Source organism: Enterococcus sp. DIV1315a, assembly GCF_051712325.1.
Classification (GTDB): Bacteria; Bacillota; Bacilli; order Lactobacillales; family Enterococcaceae; genus Enterococcus; species Enterococcus faecalis.
In genome coordinates this window covers 73,324-93,528 of sequence record NZ_JBIOOS010000001.1, presented here as the reverse complement: position 1 = coordinate 93,528, position 20,205 = coordinate 73,324, and the positions used below count along the sequence as shown (strand labels likewise).

Here is a 20,205-nt window from a genome sequence, read left to right as displayed (position 1 = left end):
TATTATTTACGATAAAAAAAGCAAAAAAAGTACCTTTTTGACATAATTTCCAGAAGAATTGACGCAGTATTTATTAAAAAACAACGAGAAAACGTCAATAAGTAGGTGTTGATTACCTACTTATTGACGTTTTCTTCTTGTCTTTTTTTACTTTTTAGAAAAATTTTTTTACAATTTATCGGACATATGCATCAAAAAAGCCCATTTTTTTGATTTTTTATTAAAGTGACGTGGTTCTTTTCTCGTTAATTTTTACTATTTTTTGGTTCAAACGATTATATTGCTCAAACGTTAACTCACTTGAAAGTAAAAAGATCTCTGGATGACCCGTTTCCACATCTGCCAAAGAAGTCACTAATAGTAAATCAATATTTTGCCATTCTTCTTTGCTTGCTTCACTGTATCGTAAAACTTCCAATGCATAGAACCGACGAAAATTATTTTCAATCGAAAGTTTCACCCGTTCTTCTTCCAGTACTGGCAAGCCTGATTTTAAACCTAAAACAATTTTTTGTTCGCGATGAATTAAATCATCGGAAAGCGCCAAAACACTAGAATAACGCAGAGCCAAAAATTCTTTATTTGTAAATAATTCATTGCCTGTTTGTTCGTAAAGTTGATTTAAGCCTTGGCTTAATTCTTCTAAAAGAACCGGATATTTTTCTTTAACTTTATTCCAAAAGACATTGTACATTTTCACATTTTGGACATAGTAAAGTTCGGCAAATAAATGTGTAGCAAACAAATAATAAAAAATTTGCGGACGAATTTTCTCCAATTGCGGCGTCATGTGTATTTCTTCTAATAAGAAATGTTGGACTAAATGAGTCAACATGTAAACAGGCGCTTCAGTCTCATCAAAATGCGCTAAAATTGCTTGTGCAGTGGCTTCGTCTTGATAAAATTGGTCATTGGCTAACAAGAAAAAGTACACAAAAGTTAAATCGTTTTTGTTAAGGAAAAGGGTTGTAACTGTCATCTCTTCTATAAAGGCTTGGTAATGTTTATTACCTTCTAAATAAGTTTCTTGCTCGGCTGAAGGTCGATATTCGGCGCCTTGCGCACTACGGACTTTTGAGATAGCGACCATATATTTAACTCGGCGTGTCACCGTTTCCGCAACTTCTACGTTGAAAAAAGCCATCATTTTTTGGACGGTTTGTGCGACTTCCGTTTCTTGTATATAGTCAAAAGGCCAAGTATCACGGATTAAGTCCATAAAAATAGTGTAAGCAAAATGGCGCAAATACGCTTCATTGCCTTCAATTTTCCAAGTACTTTTATTAATTACTAAACCCAATGGTGCTAAAATTTCTGTAAACCCTTTGAGCAAGCGCCGAATCGTGGCATCACTAGTATGATACTTTGCTGTCGCTGGCACAATTCCATTAAATCGACCCCAGAATAAATCTTCCATTACTTGATAAGTTAAACTATCCCGAAAAATTGCTGTATAAAGTTTCTGGAACGCTTGGCTAGACGCCAAGTTCAAGCGATAACCATGCCCCTTTTCAAAAGCCAAAGAAGCATCATTATCCACAGCATAATACGTAATGTCATCTTTTAGAAGTTCTACGTATTTTTTGACTGATTTTTTGTTTAATTGTAATTCTTCTGCTAACTCATTGATGTCAATCCAGCCTTCATTAATTGGCAAGTTTCTTAAAATAATAATTTTAGAAACGACATCTGTATCGAATATATCAACATATTCATCCCATTTCACTGTTCACTCAACTGCCTCTCTTCTGTTCTATTGTACACAAAATGAGAAATCTATTCCACGAAAAAATAACAGTTGTTTCTTTTATTCTTTCGTAGATGTGGACGTTTCAGGAACAAACACGTTGAGTCCCCCAGCTTCCACCGTTACTTTAATCGGTAAATCATCAGTAGGGTCGCCATCTGTTCGTGTTTGGACTTTCTTGTCTTTTTCGCCACTAATTTTAAATTGACTCCCAGAGAAATACACGACACCAGGAATTTCATTTAATTGTCCTCTGATAATTTTAGGTAAATAATAGACAAACTTGTAAAAAACTAACTTAGGTAAAATGATAATGTGGACTTCGCCGTCATCTGGCGTGGCATTGGCATCAAAATTGGTAAAACCACCAGCAGAATTCGTCATGGTCATCGTTAATAATTGGGCTTTGCCATGCCAACGTCTTTCATCGCCATCAATTTTTAGTTTGTATTTTTTCTTTTTCATTAATAAGCGGAAAAATTGCTTTGTAAAGGCTAAAGGACCATATTTTTGTTTCTCCTGTTGGGTCACATTTGCTGCTGTGTCCGCTAATAGTCCAATCGTTAAGGTTGAAATCATCACATCTTGATTTACCATCCCAAAATCAACTGGCGTGGTCTGTCCTGCCAAAATGGTCTCAAAGGCGTCTTCTTCTTTCAAAGGAATACTTAACACACGTGCAAAATTATTGACTGTTCCACCGGGAATAATCCCTATTTGATAGTCACGAATGGTGTCTTTAAAATTTTGAACGGCATGATGAATGGTCCCGTCACCACCAATGACGACCAAGACACCCACTTGATTTTCTTTGGCATTTTTCCGCATTTCTTCAGGATCAATGTCTGGATTGGAAGGTTGCAAAATAACCGCTTCCCCTTTCGCTTCTGCAGCTTTTTTAAAGCGTTCTGCAATCTCTTTACTTTCACTACTTCCTGAAGTTTCGTTGTATAAAACCATCATCTTTTTCATCATTCTATCCTCATATCTCTAACTAAATTTCTTGCACATGTAAAGTGTACAATATTTTAGCCAAAATACCTAAAGATAGCATCGAAAAACAAAGGCTGAGGCATAAGCGGTTATCTCCAAGAACCCAGTAAGTTCTGTTCAAAGGCTAAACTGAGATGAAGGCTTACCTGAGATGAAGGCTTACCTGGGAATGTCAATAAGAAGGAGCTACTTTTGTTCAGTTGATTAGCTTAAGATGAAAAAAAATAGGCCATCCGTCCTTTCGACGGATGGCCTGTTTTTTTATAGCTTTTGCTTATTTCTTGCTCTTTTTATAGAAGAGCCAACTTGCCAAACCGACCAACAGGAGGCCGATAAAGACAAAGAAGTAATTGACTTGTGTGTTGGTTTTCGGTAAACCAAGCCAACCTGTCTCTCTAGCTGCTTGTTTCGTTGTTGGCTGATTTGGTTTTGTTTTTTTGGATACAGGTTGTTTCTTGTTAACAAACGTGCCCGCATCCACGAGTTCAGGTTTGTCTTTCGCTGTTGCCGCAATAGTGAATGTGACAGCTTGCTTAGACAGTTGGTAACCATCCGGTGCTTTTGTTTCCACAAAGGTATATTTTCCTGGTTGTAAGTGTTTCACTTGAACTAACCCTTGGTTGTCAGAACGTAATGAACGAGCGACAGTTTGCCCTGTCTCTGCATCTGTCACTTTAAATTCAGCACCTGCTAAGGCATTCTTTTGCTGATCAATTTTCACCAGCTTGGCAGCACCTTGGTAATTAATAAAAGGTGCTTTAAGTACCACAGTGGCTGGTTTGCCTTGGTTGTCTTTCGCAATCGTAAAGCTTGCGCTTGGCGTTTCATTAAGAAGATAGCCAGTTGGCGCTTGTGTCTCCACAAAACGATACGTTCCCGGTGCTAAGTTTTTCGCAATGACTTTGCCTTGCTTGTCAGACATCAGATTGGTTTGTCCAGCTACAGTTTGCCCTGTTTCATCAATGACCTTAAACACCGCACCTGCCAATGCTTCACCTGTTTCGTTTTCTTTGGTTAATTGAGCAGTTCCTTGATAATTGATAAGATCGCCTAAAGCAATTGGCTGCTCTTTTCCTAATTGGGCGGTTACATCAAATGGATGTGGCGTTGTGTCTAACAGATAGCCTGTTGGTGCTTTCGTTTCCACTAAAACGTAATGCCCTTCATTTAGCCCTTTAGCGTAAATTTCGCCAGTCTTATCCGTTGTTATTTCAGAAACCTTTTCTCCTGCACGATTCAAGAATGTTATCGGTGAACCTTGGGGCTGATTCTGCTCATTGGCATTGTAAATTGCAAAAACTGCACCCGCTAAGGTTTGACCTTGCTCGTTGACTTTACGTCCCGTTACTTCCGCTTGATAATTTACAAACTCTAACTCATCTAGTGGTTGTTTATCATTTGAATTCTTCTTCACTACAAAATAAATAGGTTGTTTATTGACGATATAGCCATCCGTTGCATCCATTTCATCTAATTCATAACTACCAGCGCCTAAATCCTCCATAGCCAATGAACCATCTTTTTCAGCAGTTACTTCTCTTTCAAAGATTTTTTCCCCGTTTTCGATTCGATACAATTTAAAAATCGTTCCTGGAAGTGGGTTCGCATTGGCATCAATTTTCTTAAAGACGGCGCGTCCTTTGAAATTGGCGAAGGCCCCTAATTGGAAGATCTCCGGATCGCCTTTGAAATCACCACGAATTTCTACTTTTACTAATTCAGGATAAATAATATAATCTGCGCCATCTGGTAATTTTGGTGCTTTGATTTCTTTATAATAATAGGTACCTGGCGCCAAGTCTCTAAAGATAATTTTGCCATCTTTGCCACTCGTTGCTGTAATCCCTAATGATTGTTTATTGTGATCATATAGTTCAAAAACAGCACCTGCTAATGGTTGGTCTGCGCTATTCGTTTTCACGATTTGGAAAGCCCCTTTGTAATTCACAAAGTTGTCACTAGCAACAACGACCGCTGGTTTACCAGCATTTTTCTCAGCAATTTCAAATGGGACTGGCGTGGTATTTAATAAATAGCCTGTTGGCGCTTTGGTTTCTACAAAGCGATATTTTCCTGGGGCTAAGTGCTCTGCAACAATTTCCCCTTGATTATTTGTCGTCAAGCCTGTTTGAATCGTTTGTCCCTTCGCATCAAGCACTTAAAATGTCGCACCACTTAATAAGTGTCCATTCACATCTTTTTTGATTAATTTAGCCGTGCCTTGATAGTTAACAAAGTTAGCCGTTGCTATAACTGTTGCTGGTTTGCCCCGATCGCTTGCTGCAATCGTGAAAGCACTTGGTTCAGTGTTTAAAAGGTACCCTGCTGGCGCTTTGGTTTCCACAAATTGATATTTTCCTGGGGCTAAATCCGTCACTGTGACTTTTCCGTTTGCATCCGAAACTAAGTGTTCTCGAACCGCTTGTCCTGTGGTATCAAGGACTGAAAATTCAGCACCTGCTAATGGATTGCCTGCTTGGTCTTTTTTAATTAGTTCAGCAGAACCTTGGTAATTAAGCATTTTAACATGAACATCACGAATTTGTCCGCTCGTGTTTTGTGTCACAATGAACCGTTTGGGTGTCGTGTCTAAAAGATAGCCTGTCGGTGCTTCGATTTCTGTGAACTGATAAAGCCCCGGTTTTAAACTATCCACCTCTAACTGGCCATTTGCGTTGGTTCGATCTGGCGCAAGGGGAACTTCTTCCCAATGAGTAAACGGCGTGGTTACGGCATGCTCTAATTTAAAGCGAGCATTGATTAATTTTTTGCCCTTCTCATCTGTTTTTTCTAAAATTACTTTATTGACATCGTTTTTAATAATAGTTGGTTGTGCACCATCTGCTGAAGTTTCTTCATCAATAGTGATGACTTGACCTTTAGCTAATTCGTCCGAAACTGTATAACCTTCTGGTGCTTTCGTCTCCACCAAAATGTATTGCCCTTGTGGCAACCCACCAAATGTGATAACCCCGGTGGCATCTACTGTACCTTCACGTAGGACTTGTGTTTTGGCTTGGTCCCAAATTTGGAAATGGGCGCCTGCTAAAATAGTCGTCCCATCCATGGCTGTTTTCTTCAGCTGAATTTTACCTTTAGTCCCTGTAGCATGCCCTCCACTGTGATCAATGTCAACGACCACATCGCCATTGTCATCCCCATGAACGACTTCTGAACCATTTCCAGTAATTGACACTTGGTTGGATACCGTGTCTGTACTCCCCGCCGCTGAAGAAGTCACTAAACTACGATATTCCATATAATAAGGTGCTTCAATATGGGCCATTTTAACGACAATTTTTTGTTGTCCTGTTTCATTATCGGTGGTAACTTCCAGTGTGTAATCTTTTCCTTCTTCTAAAATAACAGATTTATCTGGCGTAATAGTTCCGTCTTCTGTTACGTTGGTACCGTAAATCACCAATGACTCGGGATCTAACACTTGGTTTGGTGAGGGTGTATCAGTAATAACCACATCGTCTAAAACCGATTGGGCGCCATTGATCATTACATGCCAGTACACATGATCTGGATCATCTTTGTGGTATTCGCCACCTTTTTTCACTGATTCGCCACCATGTTGAATGGAAACTTTTCCTGTCACATCACGTGAAGAACCTTGGTTTGTATAAGATGCGGTATTGTCATAGCTAGCCGAACCTTCGATAACTTTTTCATCAACAGACGTCTTAAATTCAATCACATACGTACGACTATCATTAGGAAAATCAACACGCCAAGTATTTTGGTTTTTCTCGCTTGGTTCTTCCATTGTGATATCCGTCAACGGTTGCGTTGGTTTCACTTTTTCAACCGAACCATCTGGCTTTGTATTGCCTTCATAGACTTTCAAGCTCCCAGCCAAATAGGTTTGATTGGTTAAAATTGGATCCGTCAAAAAGGCGTCGACTAAACGATTATTACTTAAATTAACCGCAATCGTCCAAGTGATTTCTTTGGTGACGGCATTGTAAACACCGCTTTTTTGCGCATTTAAATCAAAAGCAGGTAAAGGTTTAAACGGTTTACTATCTTCTGAATGATGATTGTTTCCTGCTTCATCCGTCCAATCAATGGCAGCAGTATTTCGGTAATGGTCCAACGCGGGATTGTTAGCGTCTAACTCGGTAACATCGAAAACGGTAGTATAAGTTACGTAGAAGGCATCACTTGTTTTGGCATATGCCCCCATGAAACTTAACTTAAAGCCTGTTTCACCATCTGCATTACGAGTTATTTCTACCATGTAATCTTTACCTAACGTCAACTGAGCACCAGTAGTTGTATCTTTAACAACCAACGAATTGGGTACCATGGTTAAGCCAGGATCTGGTTCGTATGTGTCCGTAATCACGGCATTTTCCATCAAATAATTATTTTGATTCACAGCTAACGTCCAACCAATCGTTGAATTTTGATAATCCACTGCACCAGTGTTTTTAATAATATTTTGTTGACTGGCTGTGCCATCACCTTCTGAATGCTGACCAGTGCCAACATCCACACGATTATTCACGGCAACATCGCCTTCGACAATTCCATCAACTTTGGTTTTATAATCAATCTTGACTGCACCAGTCACATCATGTAAAAAGTCAATTACAAAGGAACCGTCTCCGTTGATTATCACTTTGTAATCTTTTCCTTCCACAAGTTCTGCTCCAACGACTTCATTTCCTTTGTCATCAAATGTCACTGAATATAAATGTAAAGAATCTGGTTCAAACGTTAAATTATCGCCCATTGTGTCTGTAATGACTGCTTGGTCTTTTGGAATGGTTTGTTCACCATAGTTGTAGTTAATTTCCCAAGTGAATTCTTGATTGGCTTCGTCGTAATCTATATTGCGCTTGTCTAACATTTTGCCATATGTGGCGGTAACAGTTGCTTCAGCATCTAACCCATTTGGATTATTATCACTTGTTAACGTCGCGTGATTTTTAAAAGGCACATCGCCGCCGCCATCTGGAATAACCGCCTCGTCAATCGTCGTTTGGTACTCAAGACGATACGCTTTGTTGGTGTCACCTTTAATCGTCACATTGCCATTTTTATCAACGGTATATTCATCTGGACTAAGTTCGCGACCCACTTCTTTAATTGTTCCATCAAGATTCATCACTAACTCATAGACTTTCACGGACTTAAAGGTATTCCCTGTTGGCCATGTTTCCGTCACAGTTGGATTTGTTTGATCTTTCATCGCTTGATTGATATCTACCGTCCAAGTAATCGCACTAGGATTGGGCGTTCGATCAAAATGGCCTTGTTTATCAATTTGTTGTTCGGTATCTGGGACAATTGGAATCACTACAGGCGGCAAATCTTCTTGTGTAGGAATATCAATCACCCAATCTCCTGGACCCCGCCCATCTGAATCATTCAAATGAGTATCTAAAGAAAAGTCCCCGTGAATGTCACTTTCAGACGTGATTCGCTCATTAAAGGTAAAACGAACCGTACCATCTTCACTAATTGTGTAGGTTCCATAGACATTGCCTTCTGCATCAACTAAATCACCTGAACCGGGTTTATTAGGTTTCAAATTGCCAGGTAATTGAAACTCAAAGTAATCGCCTGCTTTCATTTGTTCCCGCACATCTTCTGGAATCGACCAGTTAAAGTTCCAATGAATGGTCACATCTTCTTTATACGGCGGTGTTGCTGGTGTGCCATCAGGATTTAAATAAATCGGATCTTCAAAATTATCGATAATCGTTGTTTCATCACCTGTAAAATAGTCACTGATATCTGTTGGTCCTGCTACGCGCGGTTTGACAGTCGTCGATTCAGTTGTTTTACTTTCTATCGCTTTTGTCGTGCTGGCGACAGTTTCTTCGGACGAACGAGGAACAGAGGAGTTTATAGATGCTTCTTCTGTTGAACCTTCATTCGCTGATGCGGCTGGCGAACTCGTGATTGCCGTTGATTCTGTCGGATCAGTACCAGTATTTAACGTCAACGCTCGTTGCTGTTGTCCATAAGAAAACGTCACATCTTCTGTAGCTGTAGGGTTCAACGTTAAGACTAACGTATCTGCTAACGCTTGCTGATTCAATTCAATTTGAATCTGTTTCTTCTGGTCATCCACTTGAATCTTGCGCGTATTATTGGGCGCTGCCCAATGTGCAGCTTTGATTGACACATTGGCACTATAATGCACTACAACCTCTTGTGTTACTGGTTGTGCTTTTCCTTGAAGCGCTAAGGTCATTTCTTGCTGGCTGGTTTGCTTCACTTCTCCTAACGTTAACTGGCCATCGCTGTTAACCTCTTCCGCCAAAGCCATGAGTGGTGTGCCATAATTTAGAACAAGTAACAAACACATCAACCCGTAGAGCCAACGGTTTACCATTGGACCATTCTTTCTCATTTCTTTCATCCTTCCTCTACTAACGACACATAGAAGAGAACGTTCACTTCGTACCAATTTTTTATTTTAAACCAAATAAGTGAGTGCTCTTCTGTTGTCTTTCTTCCTTGCTAAAACAGACAGCCAACACACCTTTTCTTTTTATCTCCTCAAAACGCACTCTTACTTCGAATGCGGATTCATTTTCTGCTTTTTCCTATAGACTCTTCTATAAGAATAAGAAGAGTATAACGGGATTTTTCATCGAAAATTATCAACAACTTCTCCTCCAAATAGAAAAAGTTGATGAAATCCCAGAAACCCTTTTCATCTTTATGAAAACACGCCCTTATCCTTTCTTATTTTTACTATTCCTCCTTCCACTATACCGTTTTTTTAAATTTTTTTCATAAGAACTAACCAGACAAAAAAGCCTATTTGTATGAGCTATTTAAGCTAAAAAATCAACAGACTCAAATTATCATTTTTGTTATTTAAATGTTTTATATAAACTGGTTGTTTTTCTTAATAATTTTTTGCTCTATCATTTTTTGTCCATGTTTTCTTCCATTTGACACATTCAGTTCTTCTTGATTTTTAAGAATAGATACAGTAGCATAAGAACAACTAGTTCTTTCACTGGCAATTGTCAAATGTCATTTAAAAAAGAATGCCCTATCTGTATTATCTGAAAAATCAAACAATCATAACCAATTAGAAAGGTGGTTATTATGCATAACTTATTAACCAAACAGGAAATTCAGTTACTTTCCCTAATTGAATACTTGTATGACAGTAAAGAAAAAGTCCCCATGCAAGTACTCCGACGAAAATATGAATTTTCCCATTACAATATCAACAATTTATTGAATCAATTAACTTTGTTAATTTCTCGAGTCAATACACATGAAAATGTACATATTCGCATCATTAATAATCAACAGTCCATAGAATTAGTCGCCGATGAAAATATCCCGATTGAGTTAATGAAAGAAGCTGTTGTCCGCGGGTCACTAACCTATATGTTAGCCCTGGATTTACTTTTAAAACGCTACACTTCAGCCAAAGATTTTTGTGAAGAACATTTCATTAACTTTTCTATCTTTAAACAAGTCAGTGACCGTTTAAACAATTATTTAGCTAGATTTAATTGTTATTTAAATTTAAAAAGGCGCGAAAAAATTTGTGGCAAAGAGAAAGATTTTCGTAGTTTCTTTTACTCCTTATTTTTCATTTCAGGAACTTCTCTCGTTCCTTTTTTATCTAAAACCAATCAAGCGCAATTGCAGAATTTTATTGAAATCATCAAAAACCGTTATCCTTACTTTACATATACCGATTTACGCAAATTAAAATTAATTATGTCCATAGGTTTACTCCGTTACCAATCTGATTTTACAATCAGCGATTATCCTGAAATTGCTACGATCAATTTAGCCTTTCCTTATTCAGAATTTCAATTATTAGTGAATGATTGTTTTATTAATGAACAAAAAGAACCCGACACATGGCGGGCTGAAATTCGTTTCTACTATGATTTTTTCAGTACATTAACGATGTATTCACTTGAACAAATAGAAACGGTCAACTTTGCCAACTTAGCGATTATGGGCATGGATGAAAGTCCCCATGTCACCTGGATTTTTGAAAAATGTACGCAATTACAGTTGGATTTAAGCGCAATAGAAGTGGTCTTTTTGTTGGTTAATTTATCTAATGCCAGTGAACGACTGATTCATTTCCCTGTGGAAGAGGAATTGAGCTATGAGGTTGCTAACGTCTCTTTGTATGAAAAGCAATACCCAAATGTTTCACGAACAACCAACTATTTCTTAAAGCGTTTGCCTTTTGACAAACAACATCCACTAGATGCGTTATTTAAAGAAACCATTTTTTTAATTATTCGGAGCGTTTTATTAAATAAACAAATTCCGGTTAAAATTTTACTTCATTCATCTATTAATCAGATACAAGAAAATTGGTTAGCGAAGGAAATCAATAATTATTGCGATGTTCCTTTGAAATTTGTTAATCATATTCAAGAAGTGCCTGACTTAGTCATTACTGACAAAAATAATCCGCTTTTTCACGCCAGTAAAACTTTTTATTGGCATCCCGTTCCTTATTTAGACGAATACTATAACCTAAAACAAGTAGTTCGCAAAATTTATTTTGCTAAATTGCGTGGGGAAAACAGTTTGGAGGGAATCGGATGTTAACAGGGTTACTTGATGTACCTTATCGTAAAAGTTTTGCTCTTTTAGAAGAGTTACTCGAACGTCGTGAAGCAGAAGAACAAACATTGGCGATTTCTACTTTAGCGACTCAATTAAAAATGCAACAAAATACCATTCTACAATCTGTAGCTTTGCTCCAAACAGAAATTGAAAAAAACGGCTGGGAGAACTTATTTTCTTTGTCGGCAAATGCCAAAGAAATCACATTTTGGTTTGCACCCTATTTCCAACTGTCGTTTTTGATGCCCTACTTTGTAAAAAAAAGTTTCGCGTATCAAGTACTGACCTATGCCTTTAACCATAATGCAATTGATAGCAAACATTTTGAAAAAGTCCTAGAAATTTCTTCATCAACCTTTACGCGAAAAATTGGACAATTAAACCAATGGCTCCAAAAATATCAGATTGAAATCAATTTAAAACGTACCAATGTGTTGGTGGGCAAAGAAAAAGATATCCGGATTTTCTTTATGATGCTTTTTTGGAACAATTACTCTGAAGGGGATTGGCCGTTGCACACGATTACTAAAAAAGAAGTCCATAGTCTCTTTCGACGTTTAAAACACTCTGTTTCTTTCAATACAACACAAGATTTTACAAAAGACTTAATTTTTTCTGCTGTGATTTTAGCGCGTTGGAAAGAGGGCTTTTTTATCAAAGAAACTTTCGTGGAGGAAGAAGCGATTGTTAATCCCTTTGTTAATCTGAGTGAATTTGAATTGTTTTTTAAAGAAGAAGCCTTACACCAAGTTCCAACAAAATTTATACAAAAAGAAGGCCTTTTTGCCTTTTTCTTATTGACGATTAGTGTCAGCTACGCCACACAAGATGTCTTGGAAATTCCTGCAGCACGGATGCATATGGTCCAGCTATTAGGCTCACCCATTAAAGAGATCATTTATCAACTAACGTCTTTTTATCAAATTAAATTGACATTTCACGAGTATCTTTATCTATATACTTCTATCCAAAATTTAAGTGTCTTTTTTAAGACCTTTGTCACGATTGCCAATCCATTTGTGCAAGAAAGCTTTTTAAAAGAAGCACTTCAAAAAAATCCAAGTCTCTACAAAGATGTGAAGCGCCTTACAATTGAAATGCTTCCGACATTGATTGGCAATGAAAAATTGTTAGTTGACTGCTTGTTTATTCTTTTTTGTACATTGAAAACGAAATCTTTACCACCGATTCGTGTCTTAGTAAGGACCAATCAAAGTAATTTAATTTTAGATACCCTTTATGAAAAGCTAAGTAAAGCCGTGGATAAAAAATTAATTTTTGTCGCTTCACCAGAAAAGCCTTTCGATGTAATTATTACAGATATCTTTTCAGAAGTTAGTGTCAAATCAACGGTTCCCACTTATTATGTTGATTTTTCTGCTAGCATTGGTGAACTAGCGCAAAGCTTAGAAAATTTAAATACACAAATTGTCACCAAACAAAGTCCACGCCACTTTTAAAAGTTTTCACGTGAAACATTTTAAGTGATAAAAATAAGCAAGAGGAGGTCGGGACAGAAGTGTTTAGCTCCGAGAAATAAGAAGGAATTTTCGAAAATTGTTCTTTAATTTTTGGAGAATTTCGGCTTATTTCCGAAGGAGTTGCTTCTGTTCCCGCCGTTTATCAGTTTTTGAGCATGGAGCAAAAATCCAAAGTGATTTTTGTCCCACGCTCTTCTTGCTTATTTACTTTAAATTACAAAAAACGCCAAAAGGTAGCAGAAAAACTGCTACCTTTTGGCGTTTTTTACGAAAATTTTCAATGTTCCACTCTAGTGATAACGAAGCGTAGAACATTCATTTACTAACAACTCACTTTACATGACGTTGTTATTTTCTGTCACCAATTCTAGCTCTTGCAAGTAATGATCCAAAGTCGCGTGATGTTGATCGACATCGGCTAACTCTGTTTCAATTTTAGCTAAACGCGTGTTCATGCGTTGAATTTCCGTTAGTGTTTGTTGTAAAACGTTTAAAATCCGTTCATCGTTAGGCATTGAAATCACTCCTTGTCCATTTATAGTTCTGAGCCGTGTTCAATCTCTTCAATCGTTTCAAGAGACAAATCTTTGGCATCATTTTTAGCTTTGTGGAAGACTATATATAAAATGGTACAAACGATTGGGATACAGCCTGCTAAGAAGTACATTTGTTGGAATGACATAAAGTTACGTAATTCACCTAAAACGTACGGACCAACCCCTAATCCAAGGTCTAAACCGATAAAATAAGTCGATAAAGCAATCCCGATACGGTGAGGACTTGGGCTTTCTTGAAGACAAACCGCTTGGCCATTTGACATGAAAGTACCATAACCTAAGCCAATTAACCCACCTGAAACTAATAACATCCAACCAGACGTAGTCATACTTAATAAGAACAAGCCTAGTGTTAAGAAAATGTAGCTCGGATACATGACGTAGCGTTCACCTTTGACATCGAAAATCCGACCTGTCGATGGACGTGTTAAGGTAATCACGACCGCATAGACGATAAAGAAGAAGGTGCTGACGTCAACTAAATCGATTACTTTGACATAAGAAGATAAGAAAGATAAGACACTTGAATAAGCAAGACCCATTAAAAAGGCGATAAATGTAATAAATAAAACTTTCTTTTCAACAAAACTATCAAAATTCCATTTAGATAAAGCTTCACGATGTTCAGGTGTTAACTCAATATTTTTCACTGGGAAAATGAAGCAAGCAATGGTTGTTAACAAAATTAAAATAATTGAAAAGTTAATAATGACATGGAAGTTGGAAACATTTAACAATAACATCCCAATAAATGGCCCAATGCCGGCTGCTAAACTAGTACTCAAACCATAATAATTGATCCCTTCCCCTTTTTTGTTTTTAGGGATATAGGCGGTAACAATTGCGTTGGTCGCTGTCGAAACGGTTCCGTAACCAAACCCATTTAAAAAACGGACCAGATAAAGAATGCCCATACTTGGCATATACATATACGCAACAGTCGTTAAAAGATAAAACAAAGCCCCATAACGTAAGACTTGTTTGCGCCCAATCAGTTCAAGGAGTTTCCCCATGAAAAGTCGTGCAAGCAATGTCCCGATGATGTAAATTCCTGAGGCCAAACCAGCTTGACCTAAAGTAGCGTGTAAGCTATCTTGCGCAATCACCGCAATAATAACCATTAATAAATAATAAACAAGATAGACAATGAAATTAATCACTGTAATACTGATAAAGCCTTTATTCAAAAGCTTTGTTGGTGTTTGTTCTGTCATAATTCTTTGAATTCCTCTCTCTTTTGTTCTGTTTATTTTGTGTTGCTATTTTTCAATAAAAGACCGCTATCCCCTCACTTTGATGACTTATCAAAAAATTTTCTGAAATTCATTTGCAGTTATTACTATACGAGATATCCGTTACAAAAAAATGTAAATTTGTGAATGATAAACGTTATCTACAAATAACTTCAACAAATGTTGTTGATTTTTGTTGAAAAGCCAAAATGACTAATGATTTTAATTAAAATAAGCTCTTAGCTAATTGCTCAAAATTTACTTTTCATACGAAACTTCCTCATACATAGAAAAAGAAAAATAGGGCATAAGCCGAAACGACTTATGCCCTATTTTTTTAAACTTTCTCTATTTTCGTCCTAAAATCCATGAAACGATGGCAACTAAAATCACTGCCCCGATAATCGATGGCACAATAGCCATCCCAGCTAAACTTGGTCCCCATGTGCCTAAAATGGCTTGCCCAATTGTTGAACCAACTAACCCTGCAATGATATTGGCAATAATGCCCATTGATGATCCTTTTTTAGTAATTGCTCCAGCGATTGCCCCAATGACCCCGCCGACAATTAATGCCCAAATAAAGCCCATGATTGTTTCCTCCCTTTAACTGTTTATTCTACACGTGGTTCCATATTTTCTTTGACTTGTTCTGTTCCTTTATTCACAGCTTTTTTTGCTTTTTCTGTTTGTTCAGAAGCAAATTCACCGGTACTTTTGGCAGCGCCTGTGACTTTATCTTGAACCGTTTCGCTATCTTCTTCGTATTCTTCTTTTGATTTGATATCAACTACGTTAACATTCACTTCAATCACATCTAAGTGGGTCATTTTTTTCACTTCACGGCTGATTAATTCTTTCATTTTTTCGTAAATGTCTTGAATATCTTTGCCGTATTCTACTACGATATCCATATCAACAGCGACTTGTTTTTTACCAACTTCTGTATCAATACCCGCTGTGACGTTATCTGTGTTTACTAATTTTTCAGCAATATTTGAGAAAAAGCCGCCATCGACTGTTAATAGACCATCGACATTTTCTAAGGCTAAACCGATAATTTTTTGAACGACTTTATCTTCAAATGTTAATTCACCTTTGATTGCATGATCTTCTGGTGTGTGTGGTCCGTTTCCTGCTGGTTTTGGTACATTATTGAATTTTTCGTTACTCATGGTTCATTCCTCCTAGTTTCTTCTATTATTGCTTTATTTTTAATAAAATAATAACCAATTATTGAACACGAGGTGCCGTGTTTTCTTTGACTTTTGTCTTGCCTTTAGTTACCGCATGTTTGGCTTTGTTGGTTTGTTTTGACATAAAACTACCTGTCGCTTCAGCGGCGTTGCCAAGTTTATCTTGGACTGTTTCACTTTCTTCTTGGTACTCTGCTTGTGTTTTGATATCTACTACATTGACATTGACTTCGATTACTTCCAAGTGAGTCATTTGTTGGACTTCACGAGTAATAACCTCTTTCATTTGATCATAAATGGTCTCGATATCTTTCCCATATTCGGCTACAATGTCCATATCCACTGCGACTTGTTTTTTGCCGACCTCGGTGTGAATGCCTGTTGTAACATCTTCACTGTTAATCATTTTATCTCGTAAATTCGAGAAAAAACCACCGTCCACAGTTAACAAACCGTCGACTTCTTCCAAAGCAATGCCAATAATTTTTTGGATTACTTTATCCTCAAACGTCAACTCACCTTTAACAATCGATACATTTGCATTTTCCATAGCCAAAACCTCCTATTTATGATGAAAATAATTTTTGACAATGCCTGTCTGTTCCAAATACAAACCTAGCCAAATACCTAGTCCTGTCAGGAGTACTACTAACAATGTTTTAAAGAAGCCGATTGACAGAAACAAGATTGCAAAAACCAAGCCGACTAGGCCACCAATTAACGGAACGGCATATTGTTTTATCCATTCAACCATTGTACATCCCTCCTACTCCACACGTGCTTGTGTTTGCTGTTGTTGTGGTCGTTTCATTGATTGAATATCTTCAAAATGAACATCAATCGTAATCTTGTGACCAGTTCCTACCAAACGAGCAAGCCGTTCTTCCATTGTTTTTGACCAAGCTTCTGTTTGTCCAATTAAATCTGCCGTTCGTTTCAGTGTGCCTTTAACATTGACCTTAATGCGCCGTTTTGTCGCCTTTACACGAATGGTTGGTGCTTCCAGAAAGTCACTGTCTTGCAAGCTAGAGCGTACAAATCCTTCGATGGCTTTACGGTGTAACACTAACTTTCCTTGCTCTTCTTTTAATTCAAACGTGCCTTTTCTTCTTGGGAATAAAAGAATGAATAAAAATAGAAAGAGCATAATTCCTAGTAAAACCAGCGCTACCCAAAAGATTGCTTGACGTGCGTACTCGTTGTCTTGCAAGAACCATTGGACATTATCTGGTGGTTGCCAAGCTGTATCGGCTGACCAAGTGGTGATGGCCACCGCGCCAAATAATGCCATTAAAATCAGTGAACCTAGAAGCAAAAGTATTTTAACAACTTTATTCACGGAACATCCCTCCTAAAGATTAATTGCTTCTCCACCAGTTACGCCATAAACTTGAGCCGTAACATAACTTGCATCATTGGACGCCAAGAAAACATAAACAGGGGCTAATTCAGCAGGCTGACCCGCACGTTCCAGTAAAGAATGTTGCCCAAATTCTGGCAACTCTTCAATTGGTTGTCCATGATCTAACTGTAACGGTGTCCAGATTGGTCCTGGAGCCACGCCATTTACCCGAATGCCTTTTGGTGCCAGTTGTTTTGCTAAACCAACGGTAAAGTTGGCAATTGATGCCTTCGTTGCTGCATAATCCAATAAATGCTCACTGGGATTAAAAGCTTGGACGGAAGTCGTTGTCACGATGCTACTTCCGGCAGGCAAGTGAGGCACTGCTGCTTTGACAATACCAAACATCGCAATAATATTGACATGGAAAGTGTCTATCACTTGTTCCATTGGCAATTCTTCAATAGCGGCACAGGAAATTTGTTGAGCTGCATTTAAAACGAGGGTATCCAAGCCGCCTAAAGATTCACGAGCTTGTGCAACCAATTCTTCAGGTGCCTGTTTATCTCTTAAATCTGCTGGCAAAAGAAAGACTTTTCGGCCAGCTTCTCGTATATAGTGCGCCACTTCTTCGGCGTCTTTTTCTTCACCTGGGAAAAAATGTAAGGCGATATCTGCGCCTTCACGAGCAAAAGCAATCGCCGCAGCTCGTCCAATCCCAGAATCACCGCCTGTAATTAATACCCGACGATTTTCTAATTTGTGATTTCCGACATAGCTGTCTTCCCCACAATCTGGTTTAGGGACCATTTTGTCCTGTAATGCGGGAGTTTCTTGATCTTGTTGCGGAAATCCATCACTATAAAATAACTTTCTTGGGTCTTTTAAGTTTGGTTCTGTCATTAAATCTCCTCCCTTTCTACTATTACCTTAATACAATTTTTTCTTTTTGAAAAATATTTGAGCACATAAAATAAAAAAAATATTTTTAATACTCATTAAGCGAAATTTTTGGCAAAATTATCTAAAAGCTGATTTTATTTTTCAAAATAGCGTTTAATTGACCTATTTTATCAACATTTGTTATTGACATATGATGTCCAATTCGCTTAAATAAGAAAGAAGCCCAACAGGCAAAAACAAAAATATTTAGAGATAATTGAGGAGTTACCGCCAATGAGAAATGTTTTACAAGACTACTTAGATGAACATTCCTTTCGAGTCGTTGTAAAAAAGAAGAAAAATTATTTAACTTATGAAGGACTGCAAGATCGTTATGCCTATATTTTAAAAAGTGGCATCATCAAAACTAGCGTTATCTCCAAAGACGGTCGTGAATTTAATTTACGTTATATCAACAATTTGGAAATTGTTTCATTGCTACGTGATGAATATTCAGAATTTATTGATGCACCTTTTAATATTCGCATCGAATCTCCACAAGCAGAACTTTACCAAATCGACCGTGTTCAATTTTGGCGGGATATCAATAATAGTAAAGACTTGCAAATGTATGTCAAAGAATACTATCGGGACCGTTTAATGCATTCCATGAAAAAGATGCAGCAAATGTTGATGAATGGCAAATTTGGGGCCGTTTGTACACAAATCTATGAAATGTACGATTCATTTGGCGTAGAAACAGAGGAAGGTATTTTAATCGATTTCGTGGTGACCAATGAAGAAATTGCGCATTTTTGTGGGATAACTTCTGCTAGTAGCGTTAACCGGATGATGCAGCAACTAAAAGAGTTAGGGGCAATTGAACTACGTAACCGCAAAATTTTGATTAAAGATTTAGATATGATTAGAGATAACATTATTGTTTAACATCAGCACCCCCCGCAAGTTTGACCTTGCGGGGGGTGCTTTTTATTTTTCAGTGACAATATTCACAGGAAATTGTCCATAATCTAAATTAAATGTCCGACCAGCCGTCAGCTGAAGCATTTCTTTTTTCATGCCTTCCGCCAAACGTGCATCCCCAAAACTTTCAATCATATCAATAACGGCGATTACTTCTTTATAATATCTCATTTTGCCAGTGTACAGATAATACGTAAGATTTTTTAAGTAACGTAAGTTAAAATGAATATAGTAGATTTCAGCAGGAATCGTGGTAACACTCATTAGCGCTAAATATTCCCGGGCTTTCGCATAATTTTTCTTATAAAGTTGCGCTGTAATGATATTTAGGTAAAAACCATAGGCGACATTTAATGTTTGGGTATCACGTAATTCAGCATCTTTGACAGGAAACATCTGCTCAAGAATCTGAAGGACTTCGTTTTCAGAAAATAACGCCCCTGTATTAGTCACCATTTGATAATCGTAATATGTATAGTAGCTTTTGCTAGAGATAAGTGCGAGAATTGCCATTCGATCGGTTTCATCAAATTCTGGAATTTCCTCCCAATCATTACTGAAAGTTAGCTTAATATCTGTATAAATAGACATCTCTACTGCGTTTTTGTGGGGATTGCGCTCTAATTGATAAAAGTAATGAATCAGGTTCTTTTTTTCACTTGTATTGTTCAACCCCATTTGACAACATTCAATTTGATGCATAATTTTAGATGAAGCCGTACTTCTTGTTTCAGAGACCATATGAAAAAATTCATTAAAGGTAATCCCCAGTGACTGTAATGCTGTCATTAAATCCTCGTAACTTAGCTTGGCTTCACCAATTTCGATTCTTCGATAGGTTTGTTTCCCTTTTTTTGGTAAAACATCTTTCTGAGCAATTTTTTTCTTTTTTCTAAAATACTTTAATGCCTCTAACACATCCATAATATGCTCCTTTCTATTAATAAGTTAATATTAAGTATTATTTTTTTATTAACTAAAATATAACATTTTATAAAAAATTATTTTTACGAACTTTAATATTACCAAATAATCAAATAATATATTTGTTTGAATTATTTTTTTGCACATTATAATTGTTAGACGTCAACAAATTAAAAAAACTTTTCTAATTCGTTCTTGAAGAAACTAAGATATCTGTCTTATAATGAAATTCAACATAACTTAGAGCAGGAGGTGTCGCAATGTTTGGTTTCAATATT

Annotated in this window: 14 protein-coding genes and 1 pseudogene; 3 read left to right on the top strand and 12 right to left on the bottom strand. The window is 37.3% G+C overall.

The annotated features are described in order from the left end of the window. Window positions 1-220: 220 nt before the first annotated feature. The 3 genes and pseudogenes from IGJ03_RS00380 to fss1 form a co-directional block, all read right to left on the bottom strand. Window positions 221-1,726 (bottom strand): helix-turn-helix domain-containing protein, encoded by a 1,506-nt coding sequence (locus IGJ03_RS00380; RefSeq protein ID WP_375804824.1) that lies wholly within the window; start codon window positions 1,724-1,726, stop codon window positions 221-223. Between the two features lie 81 nt (window positions 1,727-1,807). Then, a complete protein-coding gene (locus tag IGJ03_RS00375; RefSeq protein WP_002407569.1) occupies window positions 1,808-2,722 on the bottom strand; it encodes a diacylglycerol/lipid kinase family protein in 915 nt (304 codons plus the stop codon). Between the two features lie 292 nt (window positions 2,723-3,014). Further along, window positions 3,015-9,113, bottom strand: a pseudogene (gene fss1, locus IGJ03_RS00370) (fibrinogen-binding MSCRAMM adhesin Fss1). 710 nt (window positions 9,114-9,823) lie between these two features. On the opposite strand from fss1, the gene IGJ03_RS00365 reads away from it, so the two are divergent. After that, on the top strand, window positions 9,824-11,311 hold the full coding sequence (locus IGJ03_RS00365; RefSeq protein WP_002395238.1) for a helix-turn-helix domain-containing protein: 1,488 nt from the start codon (window positions 9,824-9,826) through the stop codon (window positions 11,309-11,311). Continuing rightward, on the top strand, window positions 11,305-12,789 hold the full coding sequence (locus tag IGJ03_RS00360; RefSeq protein WP_002359246.1) for a helix-turn-helix domain-containing protein: 1,485 nt from the start codon (window positions 11,305-11,307) through the stop codon (window positions 12,787-12,789). Before IGJ03_RS00365 ends, IGJ03_RS00360 begins: the two co-directional genes overlap by 7 nt. 356 nt (window positions 12,790-13,145) lie before the next feature. Here IGJ03_RS00360 and IGJ03_RS00355 read toward each other — a convergent pair whose 3' ends face one another. The 8 genes from IGJ03_RS00355 to IGJ03_RS00320 all read right to left on the bottom strand — a co-directional run bounded on the left by IGJ03_RS00355 (window position 13,146) and on the right by IGJ03_RS00320 (window position 18,040). Next, window positions 13,146-13,325 (bottom strand): hypothetical protein, encoded by a 180-nt coding sequence (locus IGJ03_RS00355; RefSeq protein WP_002381345.1) that lies wholly within the window; start codon window positions 13,323-13,325, stop codon window positions 13,146-13,148. Window positions 13,326-13,345: 20 nt separating this feature from the next. Beyond that, a complete protein-coding gene (locus tag IGJ03_RS00350) occupies window positions 13,346-14,581 on the bottom strand; it encodes an MFS transporter (protein ID WP_375804826.1) in 1,236 nt (411 codons plus the stop codon). 366 nt (window positions 14,582-14,947) lie between these two features. After that, on the bottom strand, window positions 14,948-15,190 hold the full coding sequence (locus IGJ03_RS00345; protein ID WP_002356092.1) for a GlsB/YeaQ/YmgE family stress response membrane protein: 243 nt from the start codon (window positions 15,188-15,190) through the stop codon (window positions 14,948-14,950). 23 nt (window positions 15,191-15,213) lie between these two features. Beyond that, a complete protein-coding gene (locus IGJ03_RS00340; protein ID WP_002356090.1) occupies window positions 15,214-15,774 on the bottom strand; it encodes an Asp23/Gls24 family envelope stress response protein in 561 nt (186 codons plus the stop codon). 58 nt (window positions 15,775-15,832) lie between these two features. After that, the gene (locus IGJ03_RS00335; RefSeq protein WP_002383483.1) at window positions 15,833-16,345 is read right to left on the bottom strand and encodes an Asp23/Gls24 family envelope stress response protein; all 513 of its coding nucleotides are present in this window, start codon (window positions 16,343-16,345) and stop codon (window positions 15,833-15,835) included. A 12-nt stretch (window positions 16,346-16,357) separates the two neighbouring features. Then, a complete protein-coding gene (locus tag IGJ03_RS00330; RefSeq protein ID WP_002356087.1) occupies window positions 16,358-16,549 on the bottom strand; it encodes a DUF2273 domain-containing protein in 192 nt (63 codons plus the stop codon). Between the two features lie 12 nt (window positions 16,550-16,561). Continuing rightward, on the bottom strand, window positions 16,562-17,134 hold the full coding sequence (gene amaP / locus IGJ03_RS00325; RefSeq protein WP_002381343.1) for an alkaline shock response membrane anchor protein AmaP: 573 nt from the start codon (window positions 17,132-17,134) through the stop codon (window positions 16,562-16,564). A gap of 12 nt (window positions 17,135-17,146) precedes the next feature. After that, window positions 17,147-18,040 carry an SDR family oxidoreductase gene (locus IGJ03_RS00320; protein ID WP_033594363.1) on the bottom strand — a complete coding sequence of 298 codons (894 nt, stop codon included), beginning with the start codon at window positions 18,038-18,040 and terminating at the stop codon, window positions 17,147-17,149. A gap of 273 nt (window positions 18,041-18,313) precedes the next feature. Here IGJ03_RS00320 and IGJ03_RS00315 point away from each other — a divergent pair, with 273 nt between their 5' ends. After that, window positions 18,314-18,967, top strand: coding sequence for a Crp/Fnr family transcriptional regulator (locus tag IGJ03_RS00315; protein WP_002356081.1), 654 nt, complete (start codon window positions 18,314-18,316; stop codon window positions 18,965-18,967). Between the two features lie 42 nt (window positions 18,968-19,009). Here the strand turns inward: IGJ03_RS00315 and IGJ03_RS00310 are convergent, their stop codons facing one another. Next, entirely contained in the window at window positions 19,010-19,927 is a 918-nt protein-coding gene (locus IGJ03_RS00310) for a helix-turn-helix domain-containing protein (protein ID WP_002379261.1), read from the bottom strand. Window positions 19,928-20,205 lie beyond the last annotated feature (278 nt).